12 protein-coding genes and 1 pseudogene are annotated in these 19273 nt (G+C 69.7%); 5 read left to right on the top strand and 8 right to left on the bottom strand.

The window, feature by feature from the left end:
* The first annotated feature begins 6 nt into the window (after positions 1-6).
* Positions 7-1485: a rhomboid family intramembrane serine protease gene (locus ACAM52_RS02835; protein WP_369646062.1), complete on the top strand. Its 1479-nt coding sequence runs from the start codon at positions 7-9 to the stop codon at positions 1483-1485.
* Between the two features lie 45 nt (positions 1486-1530).
* Here the strand turns inward: ACAM52_RS02835 and ACAM52_RS02830 are convergent, their stop codons facing one another.
* The 6 genes and pseudogenes from ACAM52_RS02830 to ACAM52_RS02805 form a co-directional block, all read right to left on the bottom strand.
* Complete coding sequence (locus tag ACAM52_RS02830; RefSeq protein ID WP_070062216.1) at positions 1531-2877, bottom strand: MFS family transporter; 1347 nt, start codon at positions 2875-2877, stop codon at positions 1531-1533.
* A gap of 429 nt (positions 2878-3306) precedes the next feature.
* The gene (locus tag ACAM52_RS02825; RefSeq protein WP_369646061.1) at positions 3307-3927 is read right to left on the bottom strand and encodes a response regulator transcription factor; all 621 of its coding nucleotides are present in this window, start codon (positions 3925-3927) and stop codon (positions 3307-3309) included.
* Positions 3924-6115 (bottom strand): annotated as a pseudogene (locus ACAM52_RS02820) (ATP-binding protein). The gene ACAM52_RS02825 and the pseudogene ACAM52_RS02820 overlap by 4 nt, the downstream one beginning before the upstream one ends.
* Positions 6116-6186: 71 nt before the next feature.
* Entirely contained in the window at positions 6187-7488 is a 1302-nt protein-coding gene (locus tag ACAM52_RS02815; RefSeq protein WP_369646060.1) for a hypothetical protein, read from the bottom strand.
* 28 nt (positions 7489-7516) lie between these two features.
* The gene (locus ACAM52_RS02810) at positions 7517-8056 is read right to left on the bottom strand and encodes a hypothetical protein (RefSeq protein WP_354342697.1); all 540 of its coding nucleotides are present in this window, start codon (positions 8054-8056) and stop codon (positions 7517-7519) included.
* A gap of 97 nt (positions 8057-8153) precedes the next feature.
* Complete coding sequence (locus tag ACAM52_RS02805; RefSeq protein ID WP_369646059.1) at positions 8154-8714, bottom strand: DUF3455 domain-containing protein; 561 nt, start codon at positions 8712-8714, stop codon at positions 8154-8156.
* Between the two features lie 186 nt (positions 8715-8900).
* On the opposite strand from ACAM52_RS02805, the gene ACAM52_RS02800 reads away from it, so the two are divergent.
* Genes ACAM52_RS02800 through ACAM52_RS02790 form a run of 3 tightly spaced genes read left to right on the top strand, consistent with a single transcriptional unit; the run spans position 8901 to position 11071 of the window.
* Positions 8901-9476: an RNA polymerase sigma factor gene (locus tag ACAM52_RS02800; RefSeq protein ID WP_235944176.1), complete on the top strand. Its 576-nt coding sequence runs from the start codon at positions 8901-8903 to the stop codon at positions 9474-9476.
* Between the two features lie 16 nt (positions 9477-9492).
* The gene (locus tag ACAM52_RS02795; RefSeq protein ID WP_095949601.1) at positions 9493-10245 is read left to right on the top strand and encodes an anti-sigma factor; all 753 of its coding nucleotides are present in this window, start codon (positions 9493-9495) and stop codon (positions 10243-10245) included.
* Between the two features lie 46 nt (positions 10246-10291).
* Positions 10292-11071: an SGNH/GDSL hydrolase family protein gene (locus ACAM52_RS02790; RefSeq protein ID WP_369647691.1), complete on the top strand. Its 780-nt coding sequence runs from the start codon at positions 10292-10294 to the stop codon at positions 11069-11071.
* On the opposite strand, the gene ACAM52_RS02785 is transcribed toward ACAM52_RS02790, so the two are convergent.
* Entirely contained in the window at positions 11072-11869 is a 798-nt protein-coding gene (locus ACAM52_RS02785) for a hypothetical protein (RefSeq protein WP_369646058.1), read from the bottom strand. It lies immediately after the preceding gene.
* 60 nt (positions 11870-11929) lie between these two features.
* Entirely contained in the window at positions 11930-13072 is a 1143-nt protein-coding gene (gene opgC / locus ACAM52_RS02780; RefSeq protein WP_062474337.1) for an OpgC domain-containing protein, read from the bottom strand.
* 183 nt (positions 13073-13255) lie between these two features.
* Here opgC and ACAM52_RS02775 point away from each other — a divergent pair, with 183 nt between their 5' ends.
* Positions 13256-19246 carry an alpha-2-macroglobulin gene (locus ACAM52_RS02775; RefSeq protein WP_095949656.1) on the top strand — a complete coding sequence of 1997 codons (5991 nt, stop codon included), beginning with the start codon at positions 13256-13258 and terminating at the stop codon, positions 19244-19246.
* Positions 19247-19273: the final 27 nt, after the last annotated feature.

Here is a 19273-nt window from a genome sequence, read left to right as displayed (position 1 = left end):
CGCTTCATGTTCTACGCCATCCCGCTCGAAAACAAACCGAGCTGGCGCAACCCGCCGTGGATGACGGTGCTGCTGATCCTCCTGAACATGCTCGTGTTCTGGGGGCCGCAGCGCAGCGAAGAGAACGGCCGCGAGCGCGCGGCGCAGTTCTACGTGCAGAGCGTGCTGCCCGAACTGGAGCTGCCGCCCTTCGTCGAGTGGCTCGAAAAAACCGACCCCAAGCGCGGCAAGCTTGCGCGCCGCATGCTGGCGCATGAAGAGGCCTACCCGCAGCTGCTCGAAGGCCTGCAGAACGACCAGCCTTTCCTGAAGAAACTGCGCGCCGACCAGGTCGTGACGCCCGCGAACCCGCGCTTCGACGAATGGCAGCGCGACCGCCGCCAGTACGAGGCGATGCTGCCCGCGCCGTTCACCGCGCGCTGGTCGCAGGACTACGGCAAGGACGCCGAATTCAAGCCCTGGACCTGGCTCACCGCCGCCTTCCTGCACGGCAGCACGGGCCACCTGCTGGGCAACATGCTGTTCCTCTTCCTGTTCGGCTTCTCGGTCGAGCTGGCGCTGGGGCGCGGCACCTACCTGAGCTTTTACCTGCTGGGTGGCGTGGGTTCCGCGCTGCTGGCCGGCTGGGCCTATGCGGGCAAGGGCGGCTACGGGCTGGGGGCCTCGGGCGCGATCTCGGCGCTGATGGGCATGTACGCCGTGATGTACCGGCTGCGGCGCATCCGCTTTTTCTACCAGCTGTTCTTCTATTTCAACTACGTCACGGCGCCCGCCCTGCTCTTGCTGCCGGCCTGGATCGCCAACGAGCTGGTGCAGCACTGGATCGGCGGCCAGGGCATCGCCTACATGGCCCACCTGGGCGGCCTGCTGACGGGCGCCGCGCTGATGGCCGGCGCGATGTGGCTGGGCCGCGTGAAGACGCCCGAGACCGTGAAGTCGGAAATGGTGACCGACGACCACCGCTTCGAGCAGCACGTGGCCGCCGCGCGCAAGCTGTCGGCGGCGATGAAGTTCGAGCCCGCGTGTGCCGAATGGCGCGCCGCCGCGGCCCTGCGCCCCGGCGACACCGACACGCTGCGCGCCTGGTTCAACACGGCGCGCCTGCAACCTGCCAGCGACGACTTCCACCAGGCCGCGCGCCGCATCTTCCGCCTGCCCGCCACCGACGCCGACACGCTGGCGCTGCAGCACGCCAGCTTCACGACCTACCTCGACCAGGCCAAGCCCGGCGTGCGCCTGAAGCCCGACGACATGGCCCGGCTGGCGCGCCGCTTCGCGCGCATCCGCCAGTTCGGCGACGCCGACAAGCTCTGCCGCATCCTGCTGAAGACCGCGCCCGACCACCCCGAGCTGGCCGACACGCTCTCGGTGTGCGCCAACGGCCTGCTGCACGCGGGCGAACGCGATCGCGCCCTGGGCCTGCTGCCGCACCTGCTGCGGCTGGCGCCCAACGACATGGTCACGCGCGCCTTGCAGCGCACGTAGAAAACCCGGCACGCGGCCGGGTTCGTTGATGAAGCGGCGCTGCGCTTACTTGTCGTTGTGCAGGTACGTCGCCTGCTTCGGCAGCAGCAGGCTGACCAGGAAGGCCACGCCCATCATCGCCGTCACGTACCAGTAAAAGTACGACTCGTGGCCGATCGACTTCAGGCCCAGCGCCACGTACTCGGCGCTGCCGCCGAAGATGGCATTGCCCACCGCGTACGACAGGCCCACGCCCAGCGCGCGCACTTCGGGCGGGAACATCTCGGCCTTCACGATGCCGCTGATCGAGGTGTAGAAGCTCACCACCGCCAGCGCCAGCGTGATCAGCACGCCGGCCATCAGCGGGCTGCTCACGCTTTGCAGGTTGCTCAGCACGGGCACCGTCATCAGCGCGCCCAGGGCGCCGAACAGCAGCATGTTGCTGCGACGGCCGATGCGGTCCGACAGCGCGCCGAACAGCGGCTGCATGCACATGTACAGGAAGAGGCACGCCGTCATCACGTTGCTGGCGGTCTTGATCGACATGCCGGCCGAATTCACCAGGTACTTCTGCATGTAGGTGGTGAAGGTGTAGAAGATCAGCGAGCCGCCGGCCGTGTAGCCCAGCACCACGAGGAAGGCGCGCTTGTGGTGCTTGAACAGTTCCGCGACGCTGCCGGCGCCCTTGGCGGCGCGGGTCTTGGTGCTGGCGGTCTCGGTCAGCGTGCGGCGCAGCATCAGCGCCACGACGGCGGCCAGGGCGCCCAGCACGAAGGGAATGCGCCAGCCCCAGGCCTTGAGTTCGGCCTCGGTGAGCAGCTGCTGCAGCACCACCACGGCCACCACGGCCAGCAGCTGGCCGCCGATCAGCGTGACGTACTGGAACGACGAGAAGAAGCCGCGCTGGCCGCGCATCGCCACTTCGCTCATGTAGGTGGCGGTGGTGCCGTACTCGCCGCCGACCGACAGGCCCTGCAGCAGGCGCGCGGCCAGCAGCAGCGCGGGCGCCCAGGCGCCGATCTGCGCGTAGGTGGGCAGGCAGGCGATGACCAGCGAGCCCACGCACATCATGACGACCGAAGTCACCATCGACGTCTTGCGGCCCTTGCGGTCGGCCAGCCGGCCGAACAGCCAGCCGCCGATCGGGCGCATCAGGAAGCCGGCGGCGAACACGCCGGCGGTGTTCAGCAGCTGGACCGTCGGGTCCGACTTGGGGAAGAACGAGGGCGCGAAGTAGATCGCGCAGAAGGCGTAGACGTAGAAGTCGAACCACTCCACCAGGTTGCCGGACGAGGCGGCAAAGATGGCGAAGATGCGCTTGCGCTTTTCCTCGAAGGTGTAGGGGGTGGTGTCGCGGGTCGCGTCCGGGCTGGAAGCGCCGGCGCTCGTGCTGCTGCTGGCAATGGCGGTCATGCGGGGGGTCCTTGTCTCTGGCTGCAGCCCCCGCGAAGCCCGCGGAAAGCCGTGCCGGGGAGTCTGGTCCGCCGGGGGCGCGCTGTCGTCCGTAGGGCCCCCGCCGCGGGACTGCGTACCGGTACGCAGGGGTAAACCCTAAGTTCTAGCCAGAGGTTGGGGCGCCTTCAGGGCAACGCTCCCGCCGACGGGGCACCTTGCTCCGCGAATGTCCCCCGGGCTTCGCCCTCCTCCTTGATTTCGCTGCGCAAGGCACCCCATCGGCGTGAGCGTGTTCAGTGCAGTCGTTGATCGGCGAGCACCCGCAGCGTGCCCTGTGCTCAGGACACTGGGTGCTTCCCGCAGCGAAATCAAGGAGGAGGGGCGAAGCCCCGGGGGACATTCGCGGAGGGAAGTACCCGGTGGCCTGGGCACGCGCCCCGAACAAACCTACAGCCCGTGCTCGCGCAGGAAGCGATCCAGCTCCAGGCTGCTCGAAAAGCCCAGCTTCGCGAACATGTGCGCCCGGTGCGTTTCCACCGTGCGCAGCTCCAGCGGCGCGAGTTCCTGCGCGATGCGCTTGTTGGGCAGGCCTTCGGCCACGAGCCGGGCGACCTGCATCTCGCGCGGCGTGAGCTTGGCCCACAGCGCCTGCGCGGCCTGCCGGGCCTGGCGGCGCACGGCGATCTCTTCGGCCTTCTGCAACGCCTTGGCGATGCTGTCGAGCAGGCGCTCGTCGTTGCAGGGCTTTTCCAGCCAGCCGAAGGCGCCGTTCTGCACCGCCTCGACCGCCATCGGGATGTCGCCATGCCCGGACAGGAAGATCACGACCAGCGGGCTGTCCTGCGCGCGCAGCGCGTCGAACACCTGCAGCCCGCTCATGCCCTCCATGCGCAGGTCGAGGATGGCGCAGCCCGGGCGCTGCAGGTCGGTGCCGGCCAGGAAGGCCTCGCCCGAAGCGAAGGCCTGCACCGCATGGCCGCGCGAGAGCAGCAGCAGGCCCAAAGAGCGGCGCACGGCCTCGTCGTCGTCGACGACGCACAGGTGGTTGGCAAGCAGGGGTGCGTTCACGGGGAAGCCTCCAGTTCGAGGGTGAAGACCGTGCCGCCGCCGGGCCGGTCGGCAAAGGACAGCCGGCCGCGGTGGGCCTCCACGATGGTGCGGCAGATGTTCAGGCCCAGCCCGAGCCCGCCGGCCTTGGTGGTGAAGAAGGGCGCGAACACCTGCTCGGCCAGCGCGGCATCGATGCCGGGGCCGTGGTCGGCGATGCGGATGTGCACGCGGCCTTCATGCAACTCGGCCTCGACCTCGACCACGCGCCGGTCGGGCGGCGTGCCCTGCTGCATCGCCTGCAGGCTGTTGGACAGCAGGTTCAGCAGCACCTGTTCGAGCAGCACGCGGTCGCCGCGCACCGGCGGCAGCGCGGGCGGAATGCGCACCTCGGCGCGCACCTGCCGCTGGCGCATCTCGCCCTGCAGCAGCGCCAGCGCATTGGTCACCAGTGCGGCCACGGCGCAGTCCTCGGTGCCGGCGGTGCGCTGGCGCACGAAACCGCGGATGCGCCGCACGATCTCGGCACTGCGCTTGGCCTGCGCCACGGTCTCGTCGAGGCTGCTGGCCAGGAGCGGCTGGTTGCCCTGCGCGGCGAAAGCCTTGGCGGCGCTGGCGAAGTTGCTCAGCGCCATCAGCGGCTGGTTGAGTTCATGCGCCAGCGTGGAGGCCATCTCTCCCAGGCTGGCCAGGCGCTGCGCGTGCTGCAGCTGCTCGTCGTTCTGGCGCTGGCGCAGCTCGGCGCGCTTCTGCTCGGTGATGTCGACCACCGAGCTCATCCAGCCGCTGTGGCGGCCGTCGGCGTCGATGAGCCGCGCGGTGTAGACCATGGTGATGACCTCGTGCCCGTCGCGGTGCCGCAGGCGCGACTCGAAGCCCGAGCGCGCGGGCTGCCCGCTCATCATGGCCTCGTAGTGGAACCAGTGCTGCGTCACGTCGTCGGGGTGCCAGTAGGGGTACGGCGGCAGCCGCCCCAGCAGCTCGTCGGCGCCGTAGCCGGTCATCTCGCAGAAGGCCGGGTTGACGTAGATGATGCGGCCCTGCAGGTCGCGCGCACGCATGCCGACCAGCAGCGAGTCTTCCATCGCCTTGCGGAAGGCGTGGGCCTGGTCCAGCTCGTGGGTGCGCTCGCGCACGCGCAGCTCCAGGTCGCGCCGCGCGTCGCGCTGCTCGGCGAAGCGGCGCTCGCGCAGCCGCCAGTACAGCGCGCCCAGCAGCAGCACGCCGGCGCCCAGCAGGCCGAGCATCCAGGTGCGCTCGCGGGCGCGGGTGACTTCGGCTTGGTCGGCCATCACCGTCAGGGTCCAGCCCAGGTCGGGCAAGGGCTCGTCCACGGCGAGAAAACGGCGCGCCTTGCCGCCGACCGTGGTGCGCACCAGGTAGCCCGGCGCGCCTTCGATGTGCTCGACGCGCCAGGGCAGCGGCGCGAAGCGGGTGCGCGTGCCGTACTGCTGGTCGTGCTCGATGCCGGCCAGGTCGGCGGGGCTCAGCGCCCGCGTGGCCTGGTACATCCGCCCGGCACCGAGCTCAGGAACACGATGCCGCGCGCGTCGGTCAGCAAAATCGGATCGCGCACGAAGGCCCAGGCGTCGTGCAGCTGGCGCAGGCTGACCTTGACGGTGACCACGCCCAGCACCTCGCCGCCGCCCTCGGCGCGCACCGGCGCCGACATGAACAGCCCCGGCTCGCCCGTGGTCTGGCCCACGCCGTAGAACAGGCCGCGTCGCCCGGCCCGTGCATCGAGAAAGTACGGCCGGTTGGCGTACGACTCGCCCACGAAGCTCTGCGGCGTGGCCCAGTTGCTCGCGGCCAGCGTGAGGCCCTGCGGGTCGGTGAGGTACAGCGCGTCGGAGCCCGCGAGGCGGTTCACCTCCTCGATGTGGTGGTTGGCGCGCTGCCGCGCGGCGGGGTCCTGCGGATGGGCCAGCACGGCCAGCACGTCGGGGTGCATGCCGGCGGTGAACGGCAGGTAGCCGTACTTGCCGGCGGCGTCGCGCAGGCCGAGCACGTGCACTTCCATGGCGCGGCGGATCGAGTCGGCCTGGAAGTTCGCCTCGCGCCGCGCGGCCCACTGGCCTGCCACGGCGATCAGCAGCAGCGCCAGCGCCACGGCGCCCGCCCAGGCCACCAGCGCACGGCGGCGGGAACGCGCCGGCGATGCAGAAGAAGAGGAAGCAGGAAGGGACGGTTCGGGCGAAAGGGGCGGCATGGGAGGCAGGTCCGCAGGTCCGGCCGGCGCGGCGTGCGGAATTTTGCCCTGATCCGCGGGCCGGTCCCCTCTCAGGCCGCCGACCGCAGCAGCCAGCGCACTTCCTGCGTCTGCTCGCTCTCGGGGTAGCGGGCCTCGAGCGTGGTGAGGATCGGCTGCGCCATGTCCGTGCGGCCCAGCCCCTGCACCAGCGCGCGGGCCGCGAGTTCGTAGGCCTGCGGGATCGCCGCGTGGCCACGGAAGCGCTTGTCGAAGCCCGACAGCAGCGCCAGCGTGCCGTGCGCGTCGCCGCCGCGCCATTCGGCGCGCGCCATCGCGATGACCATGGCCGGGTCGTCGATCACGAAGGTCTTGTCGATCGCGCGGCAGGCCTTGAAGACTTTCAGCGCGTCCGACGCGAGGTCGCGCCGCATCAAGAGCGGAATGAAGCGGCGCGCGTGGTCGAACAGCGTGTCCTTCTTGTCGGGCATGAGCGCCAGCACGCGGTGGTAGCGGCGCTGCGCGGCCAGGTCGTCGGCGTCGGCGGTGCGCTGCGCCTCGTAGGCAATGCCGAGCGCGGCAGGCAGGTCGCCCTCGGTGATGCACTGCGCCACCTCGGCGTCGGTGCGCTGCGCGGCGATCTGCGCGGGCGTGCGGCGGTCGGCCGGCGCGCCGATGTCGGCACCCGCGCCGGGCACGAGGTCGATGCCGAAGGCGTCGTGGTGCTGGTACATCACGTAGCCCAGGAGGCTCGCCATCACCCAGCCGAAGTAGATGAACGCGAAGTTGACGATCGGCAGCACGATGCGCCCGTCGAACACCGGCAGCACCATCGAGATCGCCACCTGCGCGCCCGTGCTCAACAGGAACAGGAAGAAGCACAGCAGCGCATAAGGCCAGCCGATGGTGCGCATCGCGTCCATCACGTAGCCCGGGTTCATGGCCTGGAAGAAGCTGCCCGACTGCACCAGCACGATCACCGCCGCCGGGAAGGTGAAGGACATGATGAAGAGGCCCACCGTGCCCAGCACCGGCTCGTACCACGCGAGCCAGCCGATGAGCATCGTCTGCACCAGCGAGATGGCGAAGAGCTTCCACGGCAGGTAGGTCCACTCGTCGCTCGATTCGCGCCCGAAGTCGGCCGAGTCGCGGATGCCGCGCGCGCCCAGCGCAATGACCTTGAAGCCGTAGCGGCTGGCCGCCAGGATGATGCCGACCTCGATGACGACGAAGGCCAGCGCATCGGGCAGGAAGAACACGGCCTCGAACAGCAGGCTGCAGAACGACAGCACCAGGCCGTAGGCCAGCGGCCGCAGCTGGAGCGGAAAGGCGAAGAAGCTGTTGAGGCGGTGCCAGAACGGCGGGGGCGGCGGCAGGGAGTCGCGGTCGATCATGGCGGGGCCTGGGGTGCGGCTGCTGCGGCTACTTGCGGAAGAAGTCGCTCTGGCTCATGGCGCCCGCGCCGCCCATGCGCACGACCGTGGCGTCGCTGGAATGCACGAGGCGCATCTGGCCGAGCTCGCGCTCCAGGCGCTGGCTGAAACTGGTCTTGTACTGGAGCGCGGCCTCGCCCATCTTGAGCACGCTGGTGCCCGTGACGACGGCGCTCTTGCGGTCGGTGGCCACCTCGACGGCGTCGATGTGGTACTCGTACTCGATGGTGAGGATGCCGCCCATGCGGTCGCCCACGGTGCGGAACAGCTCGAAGGTCTTCTCGACCGCCTCGCAGGCTTCCTCGCGGTTGTGGCTGCTCTCGACGGTGCGGCCCATCATCGTGACCTTGCTCTCGATCACGGCCTTGCGGCTGAGCTGCTTGCACAGCGCCTGCGCATCGCGCGAATAGATGGCGTGCGCTTCCTTGCGGTAGTAGTCGCGCGCCATCGCCTCGTCGAGCTTGCGCCCGCCGATAAAGAAATACCACGCGCCCACGCAGAGCGCGATCACGATCGCAATTTGCTTCATTCCCGCCCCCGCGCGCACGCGGTCCCGCTCCGTTTTGCGGCGCAGTATACGTTGCCGAATGTTTCCAAACAGCGGCGAAACGGGGGCTCAGCCGGCCTTAGCCAGCGCGGTAGAAGATGTAGTCGGCCTGGTACTTCACGACCTGTTTCTGGCCCAGATTCGTGGCGCCACAGGCGGCGGCGGGGGCCACGCCGCCCTGCGTGGCGACGCGCTGGATGTAGCTCACGCCCTGCATGGCGCCCATGCCGGTGGCGGGGTTGGCCTTCACCAATTGGTGGGGAATGTTGCCGGTGCCGTTCGGCGCCACCGCCACCTGCGTGGCCGTGACCTTCGAGCCGTCCGCGTTCTCCCAGGTGGCGGGCGGGCCGTAGTACTTGCCGACCTGCTTGCCGGCGCGGTCCATCAGCTTGGCGTCGGGGCCGACGAAGACCCATTCGTGCTCGCCCGGCGTGTTGGCCTTGGCGCGGCATTCGTAGGTGATGTCGCCGGCGCCCACGGTTTCCATGGCCACGCGGTGGCCGGCGGGCACCTTCACGGCGTCGGGCAGGCTGGCCTGCGAGAACACCGGCAGGGGCTTGGCGCCCATGCCGGAACAGGCGGCCAGGCCAAGCGCCGCTGCGGTGGTGGAAGCCAGGACGGTCAGGGTGCGGATGTGCATGGTCGTTTCCTTGGTGTCGGATCGGTGGTGAAAAAGAAAGAGCCGCCGTCTGGAGTTCTGCATGTCGACGCCCCCTGCCCCGTGTACGCAGCCCGACGGCCGGTGGATTCAGGCGGGGCGCGCTGAATCCGCCGCCCCGGCCGGGCCGTACCTCGGACATGCGCACCGATGCCCCACAATCCGCGAATGACAGCCCCCAGCCCCGACGCCGAACTGATGGCGCTGATCGACCGGATCGGCCATCGCGACGAAGCCGCCCTGCGACAGCTGTACGACCGCACCGCGCCCCGCCTCATGGGGCTGGCGATGCGGGTGGTGCGCCAGCGCGAGTGGGCCGAAGACGTGCTGCAGGAGTCCTTCCTCACCATCTGGCGCGTGGCCGGCGACTACCGCGCCTCGCTGAGCCCGCCGCTGGCCTGGCTGGGGCTCATCGTGCGCAGCCGCTCGCTCGACCTGCTGCGCCGCCGCACCGCCGACCGCGCCCAGCTCACGCAGGAGTTCGACGAGCTGATGGCCGACACCTTCGAATCCGACACGCCCAACCCGGCCGACATGGCCGATGCGAGCGAGCAGGCCTGGGCGCTGCACCAGTGCCTGAGCCAGCTCGAGGGCCGCCAGCGCGAGGTGGTCAGCCTGGCCTACCTGCGCGAGATGAGCCACGGCGAACTGGCCGAACAGCTCAAGCTGCCGCTGGGCACCGTGAAGACCTGGATCCGGCGCGGGCTCGAGAAGCTGCGCACCTGCATGGGCCGCTTCGCCTGATCATGAGACCCGCCCCATGAACCTCCTTGCCCACCCCGAACTGCTCGAACTGCTGGCCGCCAGCCATGCACTCGGCACGCTGCGCGGCGGCGCCCGCCGCCGCTTCGAAACCCTGGCGCGCGAACAGGCGCCCGTGCGCGCCGCCGCGCTGGTCTGGCAGGGCCGGCTGGCCGGCATGACCGAGCTGCAGCAGCCTGTCGCACCCGACCCGGCCGTCTGGACCCGCATCCGCAACCTGATCGACGCCGAGCAGGCGCAGCAGGCCCTCGAGCGGCAGCGCGACAACGCCGCGCCCATTGCGTCTGCATCGACCGGCGGCTGGCTGCGCAGCCTCGCGCTGTGGCGCGGCGCGGCCGCGGCCGGCGCGCTCGTGGCCGTGCTGGCCGTGGGCGTGGGCCTGAACCTGCGCGAGCAGCTGATCAACGCGCCCGCCGTGCAGTACGTGGCCGTGCTGTCCGACGACAAGGCCGCCGCCTCCATGCTCGTGACCTTCGACCCGAAGAAGAAGCAGCTCGTGCTGCAGCGCGTGGGCAGCTTCCGCGAAGGCGCCGACAAGTCGCTGCAGCTGTGGGCCCTGCCGCCCGGCGGCGCGCCGCGCTCGCTCGGCGTGCTGGACAATGCACCGGCGCTGCGGCTGGCCGCCTCGGAATCCGATGTGCGCGTGCCGGCGCTGGCGATCAGCCTGGAGCCCAAGGGCGGCGTCCCGAGCGCGGGCGGCCCGACCGGGCCGGTGCTGTTCCATGGCCCGCTGATCGAAAAAACGCTCTGACCCTGTCCTGAATTTCTCCGCTTCCGTTCTCTTTCCGATGCCTTCGATGAAATCCGCGCTGGCGGCCACCGCCGCCCTGCTGCTGGCAACCGCCGCCTTCACCGCCCAGGCCCAGACCGCGGCCGCCGCCTTCCCCTACGAAGCCGACGGCGCCACGGCCGCCGACACCACCTCCGCCTACCTCGCCGCCAAGGCCCGCTGGCACAACGAACTGGCCGCCTTCGCGCGCGCCGACCAGGAGCGCTTTCCGGCCCCTGGCGGCGTGGTGTTCGTGGGCAGCTCCACGGTGCGCATGTGGACGCGCCTGTCGCAGGACTTTTCCCGCGTGCCGGGTGGCATCGTCAACCGCGGCTTCGGCGGCTCGACGCTGGCCGACTGCGCCCTGTTCGCGCGCGACCTCGTGGTGCGCTACAAGCCCCGGCAGGTGGTGCTCTACGCGGGCGACAACGACCTGGCCGAAGGCCGCACGCCGCTGCAGGTGCTGGACAGCTTCGCGCGCTTTGCCAACACGGTGCGCGCCGAGCTGCCCGACGCGCGCATCAGCTTCATCTCGGTCAAGCCCAGCCCGTCGCGCGAACAGCTGATGCCGCAGATCCGCGAGACCAACCACGTGATCTCGGCCTACCTGAACCTGCTGCCCAACAGCGAGTACATCGACATCCACACGCCGATGCTCGGCGCCGACGGCCGCCCGCGCCCCGAACTGTTCCGCGGCGACCGGCTGCACCTGACGGACGAGGGCTACCGGCTGTGGCAGTCGGTGGTGGCACCGCATTTGCCGCAGCCGCCTTCGGTACCGGCCTCGCCTTCTTCCAACGCGCCCTGATCAGGGCGGCGGCAGCAGGTCCTGGTATTCGGGGAGCGTGAGCAGCTCCAGGTCGGGGAACTTGCGCACCGCCGCCTTGATGTTCTTCAGCGTCTGCGCCATACGGGCGCGCACCGTCTTGCGCACCCAGGCCTGGTCGTCGGGCGAGAGGCTGGACAGGTAGTAGGCGCCCGGCACGCAGCCTTGCAGGAAGTTCTCGGCCTTGGCCTTGGCTTCGTTCAGCCGTTTCGCGTGAACCTGGGCGATCACTTGCGTCAGGTCGGCGCCCGATGAGGCCTTGCGCGCATCGTTCAAGGCCGACATCGTGGGCCCGCTGCTCTCGAACGACGCGGGATGGCAGTGGACCCACGACAGGAACATCCGATCGGCCGCCGACTGGCGATCCGACCCATCGAAGTCGATGCGCCCGCTCAGCTGTTTCGCCGCGTCGGCATGGCCGTGTTCGGCCCCGCGCCAGCGCCAGCGCAGGCCCTCGCTCCAGCCGGCGCCACGCCCGAGAAAGACCGCCAGGGATTCGTAGGCAGGCGGATAGCCCTCTGCCGCCGCCGAGCGAAGGTCTTCCATCGCGCGGGCGCGGGTCGCGGCATCGACCTCCGAGCCCAGCAGGAGCGCCGAACCACGGCGCACACGGCCAAGGGCGGAGCTGCTGTCGAGTGCGATTTCGCAGGCCGACGAATAGTTCGGGCTGTAGCAGTTCAGCCAGCGCTGCACTTCCTGCTGCACCGCCTCCGGCAGCGCCGCCTGCGCCGCCGCACCCCACGCCAGCATGCAGGCCGCCAGTGCACGTCTCCAAAGCACGGAATCGATCATCGCCCTCCCCCTCTTCTCAAAAAAACGAGCGGCGCTCCCTGCAGACACCTACGCCGGTGCAGGCTCCGAAGGCACATCGTCCGCCGGCGGCGGCACGTCGGCGCCGCGCGTGAAGCGTGCCACGAAGTACATCCCCGCGAACACCGCCGCCAGCAGCAGGCCGTCGCCCCACCAGGGCCGCGCCATCTGGTTGTCGCCGTAGAAGGCCAGCACCAGCAGCACCGCCACGAGGTGCGCGCAGAACACCGGCAGCGAGGCCGAGCCCATGGCCTCGAGCCAGTGCAGGCGCGGGATCTTGCGCATGAGCCAGGGCCCGAAGCGCACCGCCAGGATGCCCAGCGCCACCAGGTTCACGATCCGCAGCGGGCCGAGCTGCCACTTGTCGAACAGCAGGTTCATCTCCACATCGCCGCCAAACGGCGCCTGGCCGTTGATGCCGGTGTGGCGCCAGTAGAAACCGTACAGCGCAATGCCCGCCGCCAGCACCAGCAGCCAGGCCGGAAAGCGCAGCGGCCGGGCCTCGGGCGCGTTGCGGCTGGCGCCCAGGCACAGGCCGGCGAACCACAGGAACTGCCAGGCGTAGGTGTTGAAGGCGCCCATCTCGTGGAACGGCACCGGCACGCCGAGGTAACGCACCGCCAGCCCGTAGACCCATTCGCTGAGCCCGAACTGCGCCATCGCCCAGACCGTGGCGCTGGCCACCATCACGAGCGTCCAGCCGTGGCGCATGGCAAAGGCCAGCACCCAGGGGCTCATGAGCATGAAGAAGATGTACATCGGCAGGATGTCCAGCAGCGGCGGCTCGTAGATCAGCAGCAGCCCGAACAGGAAGCCGTCGCGCGGCTCGGCCAGGTAGTACGACACGAGGTTCTTGACCGCCGGCTGGTCGATGTGCACGCCGAGCGCGGCGATCACGGTAAACAAAAACAGCAGGATCGCCGCCTGGCACAGGTAGACCTTGAGCACGCGCCGCCAGAAGGCCTGGCGCATCGAGTCGACGCCGCGCACGTGGCCGATGCGGCTGTAGACCAGCCCCGCCACGAAGGCCGACAGCAGCACGAAGCCCTCGGCGGCCGACACGAAGCCGAAAGGCTGGCCCAGCGGATCGGTCAGCCGCGTGGGCAGGTGGGTGACGGTCATCAGCACGAGCATCAGCCCGCGCAAGGCGTCTATTTCCCAGTAGCGTTTCATTCGGTCGGCGGCGAGGTCTTGGTGGCGGTCTGCGCAGCGCACGCACGACGTCAGCGATTGTAAGAAGACCGGCGTACGTCGACCGAACGCGCGCTTCAAACACGCACGGCCTATGACGCTTGGCACTCCCGGAGCGCCATGCAAATCGGCTACGCTGCGCGCTGCCTCAAGGTGGAGAACTCCGTGAACCGTTTCATTCCGACATTGCTACTGGCCGCCGGCGCGCTCGCGGCGGGCCCGGGCTTTGCACTTCAGATCACCAGCCTGACCCCGCAGGGCGAAGTGGCGCGCGTGCGCCAGGTCGTCGCCAAGTTCGATCAGGCGGCGGTCAACTTCGGCGACCCCAAGGCGCCCGCGCCGCTCACCGTGAGCTGCTCGGACGCGCAGGCCGGCAAGGGCACCGGCCGCTGGACCGACGCCAAGGCCTGGGTCTACGACTTCGAGAACGACCTGCCGCCCGGCGTGCGCTGCTCGGTCACCCGCGTTCCCACCTTCAAGCCGGCCGGCGGCGGCGAGCTCACCGGCCCCGAACGCTATCAATTCAATAGCGGCGGCCCGTTCGTGCGCAACTACATGCCGGGCACCTACGCCCGCATCGACGAGCAGCAGATGTTCGTGCTCGAGCTCAACGGCGCGGCCACCATCGACAGCGTGCGCCAGAACGTCTGGTGCGCGGCCGACGGTGTCGGCGAACGCATTCCGGCCAAGCTGCTCGAGGGCGAGGCGCGCACCGAACTGCTCAAGGCCTTCCACCGTGAGAAGGAAGCCGCCAAAGACCCGCTGCGCTTCATCACGATGCAGTGCAACCGCACGCTCACGCCCGGCGCCAAGGTGCAGGTCGTCTACGGCAAGGGCGTGGCCACGCCGTCGGGCGTCGCCAACAACGTGGAACGCCGTTTCGACTACCAGGTGCGCGAGCCCTTCGCCGTGTCCTTCACCTGCGAGCGCGAGAACGCGCAGGCCGCCTGCCTGCCGCTGCGCCCGATGCAGCTGCAGTTCAATGCGCCGGTGACGCGCAAGGTGGCCTCGCAGATCGTGCTCAAGGGCGACGGCAAGACGATCAAGGCCACGCTCGAGAGCGGCGGCGGCTCGCAGAACGACGACGACGTGGTCAACAGCGCGAGCTTCGGCCCGCCGCTGGCCGAGAGCACGCAGTTCAGCATCGAGCTGCCTTCCGGCTTCCAGGACGCCTCGGGCCGCGCGCTGGGCACGCCCGGCAGCTTTCCGCTGAAGGTGGCGACCGGCGCGATGCCGCCGCTGGCCAAGTTCGCGGCCTCGCCCTTCGGCGTGATCGAGCGCCTGGCCGAGCCCGGCACCCCGGCCATGATGCCGGTCACCGTGCGCCGCGTGGAGCCGCAGCTGATGGTGCAGGCGCTCACGCCCGGCAAGGTGAGCGACCTCAACCCCAAGACCGACGCCGAGATCATCGCGTGGTACCGCAAGGTGCGCCGCTACGACAGCTACACGGTCAGCCGCGACACCGCGCGCCGCGACGTGAAGGGCGCCCTGCCCCCGGTGATCGACAAGAACGAACGCTCGCACGTGCAGACGCGCATGGTGTCGCTGCTCGGCGGCCAGCCGGGCGTGAAGGCCCTGGACATGCCCAAGGCCGAGAGCGGCGACCCGCGCCCCTTCGAAGTGGTCGGCATCCCGCTCACGCCGGGCTTCCACGTGCTGGAGATCGCCTCGCAGAAACTCGGCGAAGCCCTGCTCGACGAGCGCTACAACGCCGGGCGCACGATGTACGTGCGCACCACCGCGCTGGCCACCAACCTGGCGGTGCACTTCAAGCTGGGCCGCGAGAACTCGATGGCCTGGGTCACCACGCTCGACAAGGGCAAGGTGGTGGCGGGCGCCGAGGTGCGCGTGTCCAGCTGCGACGGCAAGGCCGTGGCCACCGGCACCACCGACGCCAGCGGCATCGTGATGCTCAACGGCGTATCGCCCGATGCACCGAGCTGCAACGGCCCGAACGAGTACGAGACCAGCGCCTGGTTCGTGAGCGCACGCGCCAAGGACGACAAGGGCGTGGAAGACCTGGCCTTCACCTGGAGCGACTGGCAGCGCGGCATCGAGCCCTGGCGCTTCAACGTGCCCACCAGCCTGGACGTGCGCCCCGACGGCATCGCCCACACCATCTTCGACCGCACGCTGCTGCGCGCCGGCGAGACGGTGTCGATGAAGAGCCTGCTGCGCACGCAGACCAGCAAGGGCTTCGGCCTGCCGGCAGACCGGCCCGACACGCTGGTCGTGACCCACATGGGCAGCGGCCAGCGCTTCACCCAGCCGCTGGCCTGGCGCAAGACCGCCACCGGCGGCCTGAGCGCCGAGAACAGCTTTGCCATTCCGCCGGCCGCCAAGCTCGGCGTGTACCAGGTCGAGCTGCGCAGCGGCGACGGCACCAGCGACGAAGGCAACAACCGCACCTACTCGACCGGCATCTTCCGCGTCGAGGAGTTCCGCCTGCCGGTGCTCGAAGGCCGCATCGCGCCCACCGAGAAGAAGCCGCTGGTGGCCGCCACGAGCGTGCCCACCGACGTGCAGATCAATTACGTGGCCGGCGGCGGCGCCGCCAACCTGCCGGTGCGCGTGTCGGCCATGGTGCGCGGCAAGGGCCTGAGCTTTTCCGACTACGACGCCTTCAGCTTCAACCCGCCGCGTGCCGCCGGCGACGGCAGCGAAGCCGCCACCGCCGCCGACACCAGCGCCGGCGAGGAAGACCTCAACAGCGTGAACGACACCCGCGTGATCGCCGACAAGCTGCCGCTCACGCTGAACAAGGACGGCGCCGGCAAGGTCACGATCGACAAGGTGCCCAAGGTGAAGGCCGCGCGCGAGCTGCTGCTCGAAGCCACGTATGCCGACCCGAACGGCGAGGTGCAGACCATCCGCAGCACGCAGACGCTGTGGCCCGCGTCGGTCATCGCCGGCATCAAGACCGAGGGCTGGGTCTCCACCAGCCAGAAGCTCAAGTTCCAGGCGCTCGCGCTCGACCTCACGGGCAAGCCCCAGGCCGGCGTGACGCTCAACGTGCGCGCCGTGGCGCGCATCACCACCACCAGCCGCAAGCGCATGGTGGGCGGCTTCTACACCTACGACAACAAGACCGAGACCAAGGACATCGGCACCGTCTGCTCCGGCAAGAGCGATTCGCGCGGCCTGCTGCTGTGCGAGTCGGAGCTGAAGGAAGCCGGCGAGGTCGAGCTGGTGGCCAGCGCCACCGACAGCGACGGCCGCAGCGCCAGCGCCGTGAGCTCGGTCTACGTGACCAAGCAGGGCGAACTGTGGTTCGGCGGCGAGGACAACGACCGCATCGACGTGCTGCCCGAGAAGAAGAGCTACCAGCCCGGCGAGGTCGCCAAGTTCCAGGTGCGCAGCCCGTTCCGCTTTGCCACCGCGCTGGTGGCGGTGGAGCGGGAAGGCATCATCGAGACGCACGTGGTGCAGCTGGACGGCAAGGACCCGACGGTCAGCCTGCAGGTCAAGCCCGAGTGGGGCCCGAACGCCTACGTGAGCGTGCTCGCGCTGCGCGGGCGCCTGCGCGAAGTGCCGTGGTACAGCTTCTTCACCTGGGGCTTCAAGGCACCGCGCGAGTGGTGGACCGCCTTCTGGTACGAGGGCAAGGAATACGTCGCGCCCACCGCCATGGTCGACCTGAGCAAGCCCGCCTACCGCCTGGGCATGGCCGAGATCCGCGTCGGCACGCGCGCGCACCAGATCGACGTGACCGTCACCAGCGACAAGCCCAGCTACCCGATCCGCAGCAAGGCGCAGGTCACCATCACCGCCAAGCTGCCCGACGGCAAGCCGGCAGCCGGCGCCGAAGTGGCGCTGGCTGCGGTCGACCAGGCGCTGCTGGAGCTCATGCCCAACGACAGCTGGAACCTGCTCAACGCGATGCTGCAGCGGCGCAGCTGGGGCGTGAGCACCTCCACCGCGCAGATGGAAATCGTCGGCCGGCGCCACTACGGGCGCAAGGCCGTGCCCGCGGGCGGCGGCGGCGGCAAGGGCCAGACGCGCGAGCTGCTCGACACCCTGCTCGTGTGGAACCCGAAGATCGTGCTCGACGCCAACGGTCAGGCCGTGGTGACGGTGCCGCTGAACGACGCGCTCACCACCTTCAAGATCGTGGCCGTGGCCGATGCGGGCACCAGCCTGTTCGGCACCGGCCAGGCCAGCATCCAGGCCACGCAAGATTTGCAGATCATCAGCGGCCTGCCGCCGCTGGTGCGCGAGGACGACCAGTTCCGCGCGCAGATCACCTTGCGCAACACCACGCAGAAACCGATGAAGGTGGAAGCCACGCCGCGCGCCACGCTGCTCACGCTCGAGACGCAGACCGTCGACATTCCGGCCGGCGAATCGCGTGAAGTGGCCTGGAACGTGACCGCGCCCGCGCAGCTCGCGCAGACGCGCGCCGAGGCCATCCTGTGGGAGATCGAGGCGAAAGACACGGTCGGTGGCGCGCGCGACGCACTCAAGGTGCGCCAGCGCATCGTGCCCGCCGTGCCGCTCACGGTGCAGCAGGCCACGCTGGTGCAGGTCGACGGCCCGTTCACGCTCGACGTGGCGCCGCCCGCCGACGCCCTGCCCGGCCGCGGCGGCCTGAAGATGTCGCTGCAGCCCAAGCTGGCCGAAGGCCTGCCGGGCGTGCGCGACTGGTTCGCCAACTACCCCTTCAGCTGCCTCGAACAGAAGACCAGCAAGGCGGTCGGCCTGCGCGACGCGAAGATGTGGCAGGGCGTGCTGGCCACGCTGCCGACCTACCTGGACAGCGACGGCCTGGCCAGCTACTTCCCGCCGCGCGACGGCGAAGCCAACCGCGGCAGCGACATCCTCACGTCGTACCTGCTCGCGGCCACGCACGAAGCGGCGCAGCTCAACCCGGCCTTCGCGCTCGCCGACGACGCGCGCGCACCGATGGAATCGGGCCTGATCGCGTTCGTCGAAGGCCGCGTCACGCGCGAGTTCTGGAGCCCGCGCAAGGACCTGGACGTGCGCAAGCTCGCCGCGCTCGAAGCGCTCTCGCGCTACGGCAAGGCCAAGGGCAGCATGCTCGGCAGCATCACCATCGCGCCGAACCAGTGGCCCACCAGCGCGGTGATCGACTGGGTCAACATCTTGAAGCGCGTGAACGACGTGCCGCAGCGCCAGCAGCGCCTGGACGAAGCCAACAACGTGCTGAAGGCGCGGCTGTCCTACCAGGGCACCAAGCTCATCTTCAGCACCGAGCAGGACGACTACTGGTGGTGGCTCATGACCAACGGCGACGTCAACACCGCGCGCCTGCTGCTCACGGTGATGGACGACCCGGCCTGGAAGGACGACATCGGCAAGCTCGCCAACGGCTTCATCGGTCGCCAGCAGAACGGCGCCTGGCACACCACCACCGCCAACCTGTGGGGCGGGCTGGCGCTGGAGAAGTTCAGCAAGGTGTTCGAGAGCACGCCGGTGGCCGGCGTCACCGCCGCCACGCTGGGCGCGGTGAAGGCGCAGGTCGACTGGAGCAAGGTCGAACGCGTGAAGGCCAGCGACGCGACCGGCGCCCCGAACCAGACCACGATGTTCGGCGCGCCCGCCTCGCCGGGCAACCTGCGCAACAACACCATGTTCCTGCCCTGGTCCGCATCGCCCACGGGTGCGCCCGTGCGCGACACGCTGCTGGTGACGCAGCAGGGCACCGGCAAGCCGTGGCTCACGCTGCAGTCGCTGGCCGCCGTGCAGCTGAAGGCGCCGTTCGCGGCGGGCTATGCGCTGAAGAAGACTGTCACGCCGGTCGAGCAGGCCGTGGCCGGCAAGTACACGCGCGGCGACGTGCTGCGCGTGAGCATCGAGGTCAACGCCAGCACCGACATGACCTGGGTCGTGATCACCGACCCGGTCCCGGGCGGCGCCACCATCCTGGGCAGCGGCCTGGGCCGTGACTCGCAGATCGCCACGCAGGGCGAGAAGAAGAGCGGCGCCGGCTGGCCGGCGTTCGAGGAGCGCAGCTTCGAGGCCTTCCGCAGCTACTACGAGTACCTGCCCAAGGGCGTGGTGAAGATGGAATACACCGTGCGCCTGAACAACGTCGGCGACTTCGCGCTGCCGCCCAGCCGCGTCGAAGCGATGTACGCGCCCGAGATGTTCGGCGAGACGCCGAATGCGCGGGTGAAGGTGGAGGCGGCGAAGTAACGCGGTCATGGTGAAGGCGGGCCGTCA

The sequence above is a fragment of the Variovorax sp. V118 genome (genome assembly GCF_041154445.1).
In the GTDB taxonomy this organism is placed as follows: Bacteria; Pseudomonadota; Gammaproteobacteria; order Burkholderiales; family Burkholderiaceae_C; genus Variovorax; species Variovorax boronicumulans.
This window is presented reverse-complemented; position numbering and strand designations above follow the sequence as displayed.

Excerpts from the sequence above, each read along its gene's own strand:
- ACAM52_RS02815 (WP_369646060.1), bottom strand. The coding sequence starts at position 7,488 with ATGATCGACCGCGACTCCCTGCCGCCGCCCCCGCCGTTCTGGCACCGC.
- ACAM52_RS02805 (WP_369646059.1), bottom strand. The coding sequence starts at position 8,714 with ATGCACATCCGCACCCTGACCGTCCTGGCTTCCACCACCGCAGCGGCG.
- ACAM52_RS02810 (WP_354342697.1), bottom strand. The coding sequence starts at position 8,056 with ATGAAGCAAATTGCGATCGTGATCGCGCTCTGCGTGGGCGCGTGGTAT.
- opgC (WP_062474337.1), bottom strand. The coding sequence starts at position 13,072 with ATGAAACGCTACTGGGAAATAGACGCCTTGCGCGGGCTGATGCTCGTG.
- ACAM52_RS02800 (WP_235944176.1), top strand. The coding sequence starts at position 8,901 with ATGACAGCCCCCAGCCCCGACGCCGAACTGATGGCGCTGATCGACCGG.
- ACAM52_RS02790 (WP_369647691.1), top strand. The coding sequence starts at position 10,292 with ATGAAATCCGCGCTGGCGGCCACCGCCGCCCTGCTGCTGGCAACCGCC.
- ACAM52_RS02835 (WP_369646062.1), top strand. The coding sequence starts at position 7 with ATGTTCTACGCCATCCCGCTCGAAAACAAACCGAGCTGGCGCAACCCG.
- ACAM52_RS02795 (WP_095949601.1), top strand. The coding sequence starts at position 9,493 with ATGAACCTCCTTGCCCACCCCGAACTGCTCGAACTGCTGGCCGCCAGC.
- ACAM52_RS02830 (WP_070062216.1), bottom strand. The coding sequence starts at position 2,877 with ATGACCGCCATTGCCAGCAGCAGCACGAGCGCCGGCGCTTCCAGCCCG.